The organism is Desulfuribacillus alkaliarsenatis (assembly GCF_001730225.1).
GTDB classification, from domain to species: Bacteria; Bacillota; Bacilli; order Desulfuribacillales; family Desulfuribacillaceae; genus Desulfuribacillus; species Desulfuribacillus alkaliarsenatis.
In genome coordinates this window covers 1-13,058 of sequence record NZ_MIJE01000001.1, presented here as the reverse complement: position 1 = coordinate 13,058, position 13,058 = coordinate 1, and the positions used below count along the sequence as shown (strand labels likewise).

The window sequence follows — 13,058 nt, the reverse complement described above, 5'->3', positions numbered from 1 at the left end:
TGAGCAATTTCCTCAACAGTTCTATGATCATTGGTTTTTAAGCGACCCACACTTTGGGTTTTGGTAGTTTAATTAATAGTGTGCAACCACTTTCAAAAAGCTTTGGTTTGAAGATAGAGATTTGTCCACCGTGATATTCAACAATTTCCTTAGTAATAAACAACCCAAGACCAGAGCCACTATCTTTTTCCTTTTTTCTACTAGCATCTCCCTTATATAGTCTTTCAAAAATGTAAGGTTCATCCTCAAGTGCTATGCCTGTTCCATTGTCTGCTAGGAAGATGTCGATGTGGTGTTCAGCTTCTTTGATAACAATTCGAAAAACAGAATTGCTTTTATTTGAAAATCTTATTGAATTGTTAAAAATATTAAAAAATGCCTGATACAGTCTGTTTGAATCAATCAGGAGTTCGTAATCATTGTTTAAATCATTAATCACTTCGTAACGCATTCCTCTAGAGTTACACACTAATTCAAAGTTAGCAGTTATATGGTTCAAAAATTTAGATAATTTATAGCTTTTAAGTTTGCCTGTTAAATGTAATGCGTCTAACGATAAATCTAATTCATCAACTAATTTTGTGACTCTATCTATTTGTTGAATAGAAAGTTCTAGTGTTTTCTGATCAGCTGGCATTATACCATCTAAGATGGCTTCCATTTGTCCTCTCAATGTACTTAAAGGTGCTTTTATATCGTGGCATAAATCCTCTACCATGTGTTCTTTAATCTTTTTCTCGTATAATATCTGCTCTTCAAAAATCTTTTTTTCATGATTATAATATGTGTATAACTTTTTTAATTGATAATAAGTAATGAGTAAGTGTAGCCCTCCACCTATGACATAAACATAAAAAAATGGATAGAGATAACTCATTATCAAGAGAATTGAGAAGGATAAGACTACGGTGAGCGCTGAATTTGTAAATCTGTTGGAAAATAATTTTTTGATTTTAGGGTTCACATTCATTATCTTCATCCTCTGTTTGCTGAAATTGATAACCCATACCCCATATCGTTTTTATATAAGTTGGATTTTTAGGGCTTTTCTCAATTTTTTTCCTTAGATTTGTTATGTGAAAATCAATTGCTCGTTCAGTTAAGTGTAAATGATCAATCCCTCTTAAATTAGACATTAATTCATCTCGACTAAATATTTTCCCTTGATTTTTTAAAAACAGTACCATTATAAGATACTCTGTATTTGTTAAGTCTAGCTCCTTGTCTTTGAGGAATATTTTTCTTTTGTCGTAATCAATGTATAACCTTGGTTTAATAGCAACTTTTTCTTCAATACCTTCCCAACGCCTTAGTAAAGCCTTTACTCTGACAACCATTTCATTCATACTAAAAGGTTTACATAGGTAATCATCTGCACCTAGTTCTATACCATTGATGCGATCCGTAACATCACTCTTAGCAGATATCATTAATATAGGTGCGCAACATTTATTACATCTCAAATGTGTACATAATTTAAAACCATCTATTCCTGGTAACATCACATCTAAGATAATTAAATTCGGTTTTAGTTTTTGGCAAAGTTGGCCACCAGTTACTCCGTCTTCAGCCCAATAAACTTGATAACCATTTTTCTGTAAATACATAGTCATGATCTGAACTAGTTGTTCGTCGTCGTCAATAATTAATATTGTTTTCATCAGATCAGTCCTTTTTGCTGTATTTTGAAGCTATAAGGTTGTAAAGCCTTTAAATTTATGATATGCGTTAATGATTTATATGATAATGATAATGATAATGATAATCAATATTATTATACTCCACTTGTGTTTTTTGTCAATTATTTTTTTCAACACCGTAATTCAATATTATTATTTTTATTGCTTTAGATAAACACGACTATGTAAAATTAGTTCAACTAAAGTTCCGGTAGAAGTGTATCTTCTTTATACATACAAAAAAGCCCCTGCATCTCCGCAAGGACTCCAATAATCAGTATGTACTCCACCAACTGTTTGTGCTAATTGGTAAATTTCATTGGAGGCTAGGCGTGTCTCACTATACCCATGTCCATTTCAAGAGTTCATTTATACAGAGAAATAGCCCTAATCCCGTAAGTTTATCTTCTCTAATAAATAGTAGATAATTTTCTTTGAGTCAGTAACTATTGATGCTTCTGTATCCATTCCTATTCTTATTTGGGCTTCTTCTCCTCTATAGCTGTATACGGGATGATTCTCTATTGTAGCCTCAACAAGGAAGTAACGACTCCCGTCCTGCTGACTCATATTAGCATCTGTACTAATGCGGCTAATTTCACCTGTTAACTCACCATATTCGCGATATGGTAAAGCAGGAAAACGATAGCGCACATAATCCCCTACTTCTATTTGGGCAATATCTTTGCTTTGTACAAATAGTTGGATTTTATATACGTTGCTATGTTTAGGCACGATTGTAAGTATTTCTGTACCTGTTTGCAATAAATCTCCTATATTTGTTTCTCGAGTAATATTGATATTGCCTGATATTGGTGCACGAACATAGGAATCTTCTATATTAATTTGCCGTGAACGATATTGTTCTTGTAAATTTTCTATAATCCTTTCTTGTTCTCTAATTCGTTCATTAATACGAACTAACGTATCCACCTCTAACTTATCAAGGCTTACTTTGCGACTATTTAATGTGCTCTCTAGTGTTTCTGTAGACCGTATTGCTTTCTCTCTCGTATTATTGATTTCTCTTAATCTTTCTCGCAGCTGTTCTTGTTGTCTGCTTATATTGAGCATATATTCGTTTTGATATCGTTCTTTTTCTAATAGTGCTAACTCATATCTTTCTTTGTCTTCTTGAATTTGGTTTCTCGGAATATTATCTTCGCCTAATACGTTTGAAATATCATAAGTTCGTTGTGCTTGAATTATGTTTTGTTCAAGCCCGCGTACCGATAATGTGTAGTCTATGTAGGCTAAATAGAATTCATCTTCCTCTTTTTCAAATTGATTCTGCTCCTGCTCTATTGAATACTGTAACCGCTCTACATTTTCTAAACGTCGTTGTAATTCTTGTTCTTCTTGATCGTAAATCTCAAGGTCTCGCTGATTATTCCTGTTTATTAAGTTTAGTTCTGCTTGTATCTGTTCTATCTCTTGCAACAACACTTGTCTTTGAATCATATACTGTCTAAACTGTTCATAGTAGTCTTGCTGTCGATCTTCATCAGAAATAAATAAATTTACTCGAGAAGTAATGCTGTCTCTAAATGTTCGTAGTAAGCGTAATTCTTCATCAGTTTTTTGTAGTTCTTCTGCTAGAAATTCTTTTTGAATAATTAGTTCTTGATGCCCTATTACATAAAGCAAATCTCCCTCTTCTACTTCTAAACCTGGCTCGTAATACATTGTTTCTACACGACCCAGTACTTTGTTGGTTACTGTGCTAATGTTCTGCTCAGGTCTGACAACACCTTGGGCTTTAACAACTTCATCTAATTCTCCATAATAGCTCCATACTAGTGCACCAATAATAATGAACGCTATTAAGTAGACGAAAATAATCCCCACTGGACTAGTCTTTGATTCTAGCAACTCTCTGCTATCGCTTAGTTCACTCCACTCTTTAATGTCTACTCTCATGCGTCATTCTCTCCCTTGTCATCTGGGATTGATGGAAGTTGATCTTTCCATAGTTCGTAATATTTGCCTTTATCTTTCATGAGTTCTGTATGAGTACCTAATTCAATGATTTCTCCATGCTCCATCACGTAAATTTTGTCACAACGCATTATTGTGCTTAGGCGATGAGCGATGATTATAGTTGTTATCCCTTGTGTTAAATTCTGTATTGTATCTGAGATTGCCTTCTCAGTAGTAGAGTCAAGATTGCTGGTTGCTTCATCCATTATTAAGATATCTGGTTGCTTTAGTATTGCTCTAGCTATAGCCAGGCGTTGTTTTTGACCTCCTGATAGGTTGGTGGCATTTTCTTCTAAAATGGTGTTATACCGCAAAGGTAGGTTGTTAATAAAATCATGTGCCTTAGCTAATTTCGCTGCTTCTACTAATTTCTCCATACCTACTTCTTCCATCATACCTAATGATAGATTTTCCCTAATTGTTCCGCTAAAGAAGAAGGTATCTTGTGGTATGTAAGCAGTTTTTGAGCGTAATACATCACGATTTATATCTAAAATATTGTTGTCATCTATTAAAATTTCACCTTTTTCAGCTTGATAGAAGTTAACGAGCAACTTTACTAGGGTTGTTTTACCAGAGCCGCTTTCTCCCACTAATGCAATTTTTTCTCCCTTGTTTATGTGCATATTGATGTTTTTTAGTACCAGTTGCCTTGTTCCATATCGAAAATCGATATTTTTAATTTTTATATCACCACGAAGGGATTCTGGGTTGATTTTTTTATCTTCATTATCTGATTTTTCTGCTTCTATATCTAATATTTCCCCTAAGCGGTCAGACGCTACTGTAGCCGATTGAAGAGTTGGCTGTAAATTAATCAAACGCTGTAATGGTTCAAGGAAATATGCTAATAATGCATTGAATGTAATTAGTTGTCCTGCACTCAAATGTCCATTTAAGACCTGATAAGAACCAACCCAAAGTATCATGGTTCCGCCTACCAATTGCAAGAACATTTTGAGGGAGCTTTGAACGTTGTCAATAACCCCGTGCTTGAAAACTGTTTTTAAGTATTTAACAAATCTCTTCTCTGTTTCATCATTAACTTTTCTTTCTGCGTTATATGCTTTTACTGTCTCTATTCCATTAATCGATTCTACTATATTGGCTGTTAATTGAGCGTTATCTTCCATTTCTGTACGGTTAATCTTTTCATATGGCTTTACAAATATCCATACAACTAGTGCATAGAAAGGTACTAATAATAACGTTACAAAAAACAAAGTAGCATTCTGATAGTATAGGATTCCACCAACTAGTAGAATCATTGTTACATCCAAAATCACCGTCAATGCAGCACTGGAAATAGCCTCGGTGACTTTGTTAGCGTCCATAAAACGTGAGATGATTTCTCCGACCTTACGCGTACCGAAAAATTTAATAGGTAGCTTTAATACATGCCGATAATAGCCAAGCATGATGGTTATGCTTAGTTTTTGGCTAATATATAATAGTAAGTGTGTTCTAAATGCACTTAGCATAGTTTGAAATATATACATTACGATAAGACCAATTGATATAATATGTAAGGTTTTATTTAAGTTATAAGGTAGTATTTCATCTATCAAAAATTGAAAATAAAAAGAGCCTGCTATACCAAAAATAGTGATTAGTATAGAAGCTAACATTACATGTAGTATTAGTTTTTTATGAGGTAATATAATTCCGAAAAAACGCGAAAAAAGCCCCTTTGTCTCATCTCCTCTTTGGAATTGAGCAGTTGGAACCATTAATATTAATACGCCTGTCCAAATTTGAAAGAATTCTTCTGGTGTTAATTTAACGATGCCTTTTGCTGGGTCAGCTATAATTATCTCTTTTTTACTTATCTTATGGATAACTACATAGTGTAATAATTTCTGATCAATTACTACATGAGCAATGGCCGGCAACGGGAATTCTTCAAATAACGCTTCCTGATTACCCTTTACTCCTTTCGCTGAAAATCCCAGTTTCTCTGCAGCAGTGATTAAACCGTATGCGTTTGTGCCTTGCTTATCTGTTCCTGCTATTTCTCGAATCTTTGAAATAGGAATTTTCAAGCCATACTGTTTAGCTATTGTTGCTAGGCAGGCTGCTCCGCAGTCTTTTTCATCGTGTTGCTTGATGCAAGTGTATTTTTGGAATGGATTTCTAAGCATTGTTATTTCCTTTCAAATATGCATATAAATGAATAATTTAGTCCTTGTAGTGATTAAAATTAAAACACATAAGTCTAAAATGTTGACTCAAATCTAGGTATTATGAAATTAATTCACTTGAAAATATAAAAGATTGTTAATTAGCTATCCTACAATACTGTAAACTACAACAAGCGATACTAAAGTCTTAATAACGTTAACCTCAGTTCAAACGCATCACATTGTCGACCACACAATCACAGCAAACGTATTCCAAAGTATATGTAATAGTATCGACGGGATAATAGATTTCGTCATCTTGAATAAAACAACCATAACGATTCCCATAATCGTTGCCGAGATAGGGAAGCCAATGTGCAATAAGCCGAATACAAGTGAAGAGATAGTAATTCCCACCCAAAAATTGTATCTTACCTCTAAAAAACGATGTAGTACTCCCCTGTATAATACTTCCTCATACAATGGTACCAACAACGCTATAGAAACGAAAAACAGTATATATTCTAGACTAAACCCTGAAAGATTATTAAAGCCCAAATCGGCTGGTTGTTGTGAAGCATCCTCTATCGCTACTAGTTCTATTAAGATGTATTGCGTCAGGTAAAATATCAGAAAACCACCAAGCATAAAACCATATGTTTTCATCTCTTTTAATGGTGAAATGGAAAAAGATTCCCATACTAAACGGCGAATTTTTTTTTGAAACATTAACGCCACCATAATTACTAAGAATTCTATAATTCCAGCCTGATAACCTGTAAATATCTGCTCAATATCAATGTTATTACTAGCACCAATAATCCCCACTACTATACCTATTGTAAAGCTAATTCCTAGATAGATTCCGATAAAAATTAAAAACTGAGGCCACCCGATGAGTCTATCAGTGTCCTTTTCATTTAATAATTGTTCAGCTTGCTCATTATTATGTTGTAGCTCTGCTTGTTCACTACTTAGTTGCTGTTCGGTATCATTATCAACTAGCTCTATTTTTGCTTGCTCTTCTAGATCTAAATTTGTCACGTTCTCCAATTCCTCTCTTTGTATCTTCTCGTCTTTATAATGCAACATAGTCCTAAACTAGTAGATCTACTTACTTTAAAAGTAAAATAGGTTTTTTTTGAATCAATAATATAGGTACTACCTTATAATGAAATAATATAATTTCGAAAAAACACGAAATTAGTCCCTTGTCTTATCGCATTTTGGAATCGCGCTGTTAGAGCCACAAAATTAATATAACAGCCCAAATCAGAAAAGTTTTTCAGTGTTAGATTTAATTCTTCCTCTAGCTAAATTAGCTATAATTATTCACCTTGGATATTTTTGTAAATAAATACAGTGTAGTATTTTCCATCTATAACCAAGTGAACTAAAGTTTGTAATTAAATTCCTTGAAATTATGGCTTTATGGCTTTCGATTTTCTTCTTTTTACCTAAAACTTACTTCTCAGAGTGACTAATCGTATGCGCTTGTTCTTTTTTGTTAGTACCAGCAACTATTCGAATTTCACTCACTTATGACATTACCACTGCTTTTTTGCGTTTTACTTTTACATTGTAACAAATGCGATATATTCTAAATACTATTGTCCTATTTACACATTTTTGCTTCCGATTCTTTCCACATGTCTTCAACGATGTTCCAAAATAAAATCGCTAGCAGCTTTGAGGCAATTACAGTACCTATCATTCCAATAGTAAGTATAAACATTAAAAAAACGCTTGTATCTTTATTTGCATTTACTAACAGAAAGTAAATTGCTATAATACTCGATACTAGTATTGAAAGAAAAAATCCTGCATAGGACGCTTTTTTCAGAAAATTGTCTTTTCCTACGTTCCTAAATTTTCCCCATCGCAAGTAAAAATAGGCTGGCAACAGTGGTATCCTCACATTTTCATTTTTATTTACATTATTATAATTTTCCCTAATTTGCCATAAGGCCATGCCGAAAATATAACTTACAATTATATACCACGGCAAATACAAATATATGTATAATAAATAATAAGGAAGTTGTTCTTTGATAGTTATCCAGTCGATTATATATATATACAATGATGAGTTTCCAAATAAGATTGGGAGTATAATTAAATCGAAACTTGGAGAAACTATAGTAATAAAGATAAAAATAAACCAAAATTTTTTTGAAATAAATAAATTATAAAAACGACTTACAGTTTCTTTCAAACATAACACGTCCTTTAAATATTTTAAATATCTTATCCATATGATTAATATACAATAATTTGCGAATTAGATTTATTATAGAAAAAACAAAAAACTCATAAAGACCGCGCAAACATCAATCACCCTAGTTGCTAAGCAGATATAAACAGACAGATCACTAAATCTGCCTGTTTATTTATAAAAGTACGTTTATACTCTAAAACGTAAAATAATACTATTATAATATATCTTATCGAAAATGATTTACGATTTCTTTTGAAATGATTTTTCTCCCAGCCAATCCTACTCCTACATGAGCACCGACAAACGCACCAGCAAAACCGCCAGCGACAAAACCAAGTGCCGCCCCTCTAGCAGCACCTTTGAGTAAGTCTGTACCGTACCCCCCTTCAATACCTATTAATTCTTCGTGGCTAAGTGCTTGAAGATTAGACATGTTATTTCTCCTCCCTTTAAATTGAATTTTTAAACTATATTAACTGATAAAATCATTCCCTGCGCGCAAAAAGAAAAATCCATCAGATAATATCACGTTGGGTTATACCAACTTAACACCAATTATACATAAATTATCCAATTGTAAAAGGAGTAAATTTTTAGCCCTTGTTTAATTACTCTATCAATGCTAAAATTATTATTTTAAGCCTCTACTTTTAACTTTTTCTATTATTTCCTCTCTATTACTCCCACCTAATTTCTCATATATTTTTCTTATCTGGTTTTTCACTGTGCTTTCAGATTTATATAAGATATTTGCAATTTCTTTACGACTATAGCCATCTTCTAAATGAACGTAAATTTCCTTTTCTACAGGGGTTAACTCTTCCAATAGTTCCTCTTCCTTCAACCTGTGGTATTCCTGTATCAATATCTCTACTGGTGATGTTTTGTTAACTGTAGAACGAATGACTTGTGGAAGTTCCTTGTAGTCAGTTTTTTTTACGAAGTTTACGGCACCAGCTGTAAATGAGTCAATAATCACGTGTTCCTCTTCCAAGCACGTAAGCATAATAATTTTAATATCAAATTTGTCTAGTATATCCTTAGCCAAATATATCCCATCAAGATTATTCTCTGTTAGGTTAATGTCCATCAGTATTACATCTGCTTTCGTATGCTGTAATAATTTGAATGCTTGCTCTGCATTGGTAGCTGACCCATACACCGTAATGTCTGAATCTTGAGTAAAGAAATTTGTTAATGCCTTAATCCAGTTAACATCATCATCAACTATTATTACTTTGATATTTTTGTTTTTGCTCATCTAAGCTCTCCTCTCTCACTAAACTAGACCTAGCTCTAACTATTGATTTTGGAAAATCAACCTAACTGTAGTCCCTTTATTTTCTTTGCTGTCAATTTCTAATTTACCCTCATGTTGACGAATCACATTATAGCAATACGACAGACCCAAGCCAAAATTATTATTATTTTCTTTCGTTGTAAAAAATGGTTCTATAACTTTAGATATATAGTGCTTTGGTATTCCCTTGCCGTTGTCTTTGACAGTCAAAGTTACACCATCCCTTGCTTGAAATATTTCAATTACAATCTCCCCTCCTGTTTGTACTGCTTCAATTGCATTTCTAATGATATTAATTAAAACTTCCCGGATGTGTGTTTCGTCGCATATGATTTCACCTTTATATTGAAAATGCTTGATAACTTTAACGTCTTTACTTTGCAAACAAGGCTTCAGGATTTCTAAAGTGTTTTCAGTCAAACTTTTCAGGTTATTCTCCCTTTTTTCAATTACCAACGCATCTAGCTTGTCGTTAATTTTATTAGTCATTGCTAACAAATGATTGGTTGATTTAAGAATTATTTCAGCGTTGTCATCAATTCCTTCCTTAGTGGCATTGACCGAACTTTTAATGTTCTCTGTACACATCGATATTTTTACTAGCTCATTTTTAATCGTATGGGTAATCATCATGGTGCCCGATGTTATTGCTTTCATATTGCTATCTAGCCGCTTTTTTTCAAATCTAATCCTCAATCCCATGATTCCACGCTTGATTAACAGGACTATAAAAATCAGAAATATGATTGCTACAACCCAAGTGTTATACATCCAAATTGTATGTATCTCAATTGCTCGTAAGATATAATTCGTAATCATTACAAATAAAGTTCCTGGCACAACCATTAGGCAGATACTAAGTCTTTCTGTTTTAACCTGTTTGTTTTGCTCCTGCAAGTATGCATAAATTAGCATCGCATTAGCTCCCAGGATATAAGGAACGGTCCAGAGAGATAGTATTATAAATGACGGATGAAACTGTGGATAAACAGGAAAAATTACATACATTATTATAATAGGTATTAGTAAAATGTACGGTAGCTTTCTCTTCCATTCGCTTCCCTTGACATTAATTAGCCCTGAATAATGAACGCTAAACATCAACAGAGTGTATGGAGCAAAATTATGAGCTATTGAAGAAAAAAGACTGGCAATAAAATCATGTTTTTCACTCAATTCAACTGATAAACCACCTAGACCAGAGGAAAAAACAAAGGTACTAAGCCAGCGATTTGACTCTCTGTGTCTGTCTGCTATTAGTATGATGATTCCTATCGTCCATAGGAATAAGAAAAGCAAAAGCATTTTTTCAACTCCAATTGGCTACTTCTTAGTTTCAATTACTGGTTCTACTTATAAAAGAAATTGTGTCTTCTACAATTTGACCTCTATTTAATACAATCCCAGCATGACCGCAAGGATAACTAATCAACGCAGGTTTCCCCCATTTTTTCCATAGTAACTTTGTATCTTCAGCCCCCATGTATTGATCGTACTTTGCAGAAAGTAGTAGGATATTCTCCTTTGGTATGATTGGTGAAAAATTACTTGGAACAGTTACAGCCCAATAATCATTCAATTTTTCATAAGTCACGTCGTTGTCCTTCAGTTCTTTTTTTATATACTTGCCAGGTATGGTTTGCCAAACTGAATATGCTAAATTATTTGCATAAAATATTGACACAAGTCTGTCAATCTGTTTTTCCACGACCCCCGTCAGATTGGTAATCAATCCTCCTAAACTTATACCAATGACTATAACTTTTTCTTCTTTTGCCTTAATATGGTGAATGAGTGCTCGTAAATCTGTTACCGCCTGCTTTATTGCCATAAACGTTCGGTCAATATTTGCACTAATCATATATTCCCCACTATATAGTGAATGCTCTGGTGTTCTTGAGAGATGATAGGGTAGTGCGAAAAGATAGATGTTGTATCCATGCTTTTTCAAATCTGCTAAAAACATTTTCTCTATTCGGCTATAATTACTTGCTCTCCAACCATGGACAAGAATAATACTTATGCTTTTATTCTTATTCTCATTAATACAGTACCTTCCTGTTACAATATCATTGGTAGCATTACCCGAGTCAATTTCACTTTGATAAGAAAAACTGCCTGTTTCGTATCCATTTTCCTGTATAGATTTTATAAAGCTGATTCGCGGCACATCAGGAACTGGATAATATCGATAAATATCTAAAACCTTAAGAGGCTCCTTCAATAAATGAGAAAACTGTGGGGCTTTACTTCGCTTTTTGTGAAGTTTAGATAATGCATAGTAATCAATTACTTTTGATAACAGTTTGTTCAATTTCATTTCTCCATTTCTGTAAATTATATACATTCTACATAGCGCCCAATGCAAATTCAGTCGAAATTTGTCGAACCAAGATGCTTTTGTCCAATTAGTATTGAGCATATGTAAGTTAAAGCAAAAACCACACAACAAAAGCCCTTGCATCTCTGCAAGGACTCTCATATTCAGAAAAACAAAGGTTTTTCTTATAGGTTTTTATCTCAGTTCAAACGCATCACATTGTCGACCACACAATCACAGCAAACGTATTCCAAAGTATATGTAATAGTATCGACGGGATAATAGATTTCGTCAGTTTGAATAAAACAACCATAACGATTCCCATAATCGTTGCCGAGATAGGGAAGCCAATGTGCAATAAGCCGAATACAAGTGAAGAGATAGTAATTCCCACCCAAAAATTGTATCTCACCTCTAAAAAACGATGTAGTACTCCCCTGTATAATACTTCCTCATACAATGGTACCAACAACGCTATAGAAACGAAAAACAGTATATATTCTAGACTAAACCCTGGAAGATTATTAAAGCCCAAATCGGCTGGTTGGTTTGAAGCATCCTCTATCGCTATTAGTTCAATTAAGATGTATTGCGTCAGGTAAAATATCAGAAAACCGACAAACATATATCCATATGTTTTCTTTTCTTTTAACGGTGAAAAGGAAAAAGATTCCCATACAAAACGACGAATTTTTTTGTAAAACAATAACGCCATCATAATTACTACGAATTCTATAATCCCAGCCTGATAACCTGTAAATATCTGCTCAACATCAATGTTATTACTCGCACCAATAATCCCCACTACTATACCTATTGTAAAGCTAATTCCTAAATAGATTCCGATGAAAATTAAAAACTGAGGCCACCCGATGAGTCTATCAGTCCTATCAGTGTCCTTTTTATTTAATAATTGTTCAGCTTGCTCATTATCAACAAGCTCTTTTTTTGCTTGCTCCTCCAAATCTAAATTTGTCACGCCTACCAGTTCCTCCCTTTATGTTATCATAATTACAACAGTCAAGTTCCACAGAGCGTGTAGAACCATTGATGGTATTATTGAATTAGTAATTTTATAAAGAATGACAAGTACAAATCCCATTATTGTAGCTGATATTGAGTACCCCGCAAACAAACCAAATATTAGAGAAGAAATAATTAGTCCAAGAAGTAAAGCATTAACGAAATCACAAATGTTTATTGCACTTAAATAGAACCACCAGTGTGATGAGTCAGAGCCAGTATGTGCATCAAATTGAGCCAGTATGTGCATCAGTGAGAGCCACACTAGTTTTATCTTTATTCTTTTTTAGATTTTTAATAGCATCAACCAACTACGCAGGTTGTCAAGGGCGAGCGGTTTTTGCTCGCGAAGTTCACCCTTGACAGCCACGCAGTTTTACATCCTATTCTTGGTGTCTGTGAAAACAGGCACCTGCCT

General features: G+C 33.7%; 12 protein-coding genes. All 12 read right to left on the bottom strand.

Annotated features, from left to right (window positions below; translation table 11 throughout):
- Positions 1 to 37: 37 nt before the first annotated feature.
- Complete coding sequence (locus BHF68_RS00055) at positions 38 to 970, bottom strand: sensor histidine kinase (protein WP_069641613.1); 933 nt, start codon at positions 968 to 970, stop codon at positions 38 to 40.
- Entirely contained in the window at positions 954 to 1,661 is a 708-nt protein-coding gene (locus tag BHF68_RS00050; protein ID WP_069641612.1) for a response regulator transcription factor, read from the bottom strand. Before BHF68_RS00050 ends, BHF68_RS00055 begins: the two co-directional genes overlap by 17 nt.
- Before the next feature lie 405 nt (positions 1,662 to 2,066).
- Positions 2,067 to 3,599, bottom strand: a complete 1,533-nt coding sequence (locus BHF68_RS00045) for a beta-barrel domain-containing protein (RefSeq protein WP_069641611.1) — start codon at positions 3,597 to 3,599, stop codon at positions 2,067 to 2,069.
- The gene (locus BHF68_RS00040) at positions 3,596 to 5,800 is read right to left on the bottom strand and encodes a peptidase domain-containing ABC transporter (RefSeq protein WP_069641610.1); all 2,205 of its coding nucleotides are present in this window, start codon (positions 5,798 to 5,800) and stop codon (positions 3,596 to 3,598) included. The genes BHF68_RS00045 and BHF68_RS00040 overlap by 4 nt, the downstream gene beginning before the upstream one ends.
- A 216-nt stretch (positions 5,801 to 6,016) precedes the next feature.
- On the bottom strand, positions 6,017 to 6,823 hold the full coding sequence (locus tag BHF68_RS00035) for a CPBP family intramembrane glutamic endopeptidase (protein ID WP_176719847.1): 807 nt from the start codon (positions 6,821 to 6,823) through the stop codon (positions 6,017 to 6,019).
- Between the two features lie 571 nt (positions 6,824 to 7,394).
- Positions 7,395 to 7,994: a hypothetical protein gene (locus BHF68_RS00030; RefSeq protein WP_069641609.1), complete on the bottom strand. Its 600-nt coding sequence runs from the start codon at positions 7,992 to 7,994 to the stop codon at positions 7,395 to 7,397.
- Positions 7,995 to 8,223: 229 nt separating this feature from the next.
- Positions 8,224 to 8,430 carry a Blp family class II bacteriocin gene (locus tag BHF68_RS00025; RefSeq protein ID WP_069641608.1) on the bottom strand — a complete coding sequence of 69 codons (207 nt, stop codon included), beginning with the start codon at positions 8,428 to 8,430 and terminating at the stop codon, positions 8,224 to 8,226.
- A gap of 198 nt (positions 8,431 to 8,628) precedes the next feature.
- On the bottom strand, positions 8,629 to 9,258 hold the full coding sequence (locus BHF68_RS00020; protein ID WP_069641607.1) for a response regulator transcription factor: 630 nt from the start codon (positions 9,256 to 9,258) through the stop codon (positions 8,629 to 8,631).
- Between the two features lie 39 nt (positions 9,259 to 9,297).
- Positions 9,298 to 10,602, bottom strand: a complete 1,305-nt coding sequence (locus tag BHF68_RS00015; protein ID WP_069641606.1) for a sensor histidine kinase — start codon at positions 10,600 to 10,602, stop codon at positions 9,298 to 9,300.
- 31 nt (positions 10,603 to 10,633) lie between these two features.
- On the bottom strand, positions 10,634 to 11,617 hold the full coding sequence (locus tag BHF68_RS00010) for an alpha/beta hydrolase (protein WP_069642237.1): 984 nt from the start codon (positions 11,615 to 11,617) through the stop codon (positions 10,634 to 10,636).
- A gap of 214 nt (positions 11,618 to 11,831) precedes the next feature.
- A complete protein-coding gene (locus BHF68_RS00005; RefSeq protein WP_084019079.1) occupies positions 11,832 to 12,596 on the bottom strand; it encodes a CPBP family intramembrane glutamic endopeptidase in 765 nt (254 codons plus the stop codon).
- 18 nt (positions 12,597 to 12,614) lie between these two features.
- Complete coding sequence (locus BHF68_RS14965; RefSeq protein ID WP_084019078.1) at positions 12,615 to 12,890, bottom strand: CPBP family glutamic-type intramembrane protease; 276 nt, start codon at positions 12,888 to 12,890, stop codon at positions 12,615 to 12,617.
- Between the last annotated feature and the right edge of the window lie 168 nt (positions 12,891 to 13,058).

What these genes read in the sequence shown, in the direction of transcription:
- BHF68_RS00045 (WP_069641611.1), bottom strand. Translation starts at nt 3,599, where the DNA reads ATGAGAGTAGACATTAAAGAGTGGAGTGAACTAAGCGATAGCAGAGAG.
- BHF68_RS14965 (WP_084019078.1), bottom strand. Translation starts at nt 12,890, where the DNA reads ATGCACATACTGGCTCAATTTGATGCACATACTGGCTCTGACTCATCA.
- BHF68_RS00055 (WP_069641613.1), bottom strand. Translation starts at nt 970, where the DNA reads ATGAATGTGAACCCTAAAATCAAAAAATTATTTTCCAACAGATTTACA.
- BHF68_RS00050 (WP_069641612.1), bottom strand. Translation starts at nt 1,661, where the DNA reads ATGAAAACAATATTAATTATTGACGACGACGAACAACTAGTTCAGATC.
- BHF68_RS00040 (WP_069641610.1), bottom strand. Translation starts at nt 5,800, where the DNA reads ATGCTTAGAAATCCATTCCAAAAATACACTTGCATCAAGCAACACGAT.
- BHF68_RS00025 (WP_069641608.1), bottom strand. Translation starts at nt 8,430, where the DNA reads ATGTCTAATCTTCAAGCACTTAGCCACGAAGAATTAATAGGTATTGAA.
- BHF68_RS00015 (WP_069641606.1), bottom strand. Translation starts at nt 10,602, where the DNA reads ATGCTTTTGCTTTTCTTATTCCTATGGACGATAGGAATCATCATACTA.
- BHF68_RS00010 (WP_069642237.1), bottom strand. Translation starts at nt 11,617, where the DNA reads ATGAAATTGAACAAACTGTTATCAAAAGTAATTGATTACTATGCATTA.
- BHF68_RS00020 (WP_069641607.1), bottom strand. Translation starts at nt 9,258, where the DNA reads ATGAGCAAAAACAAAAATATCAAAGTAATAATAGTTGATGATGATGTT.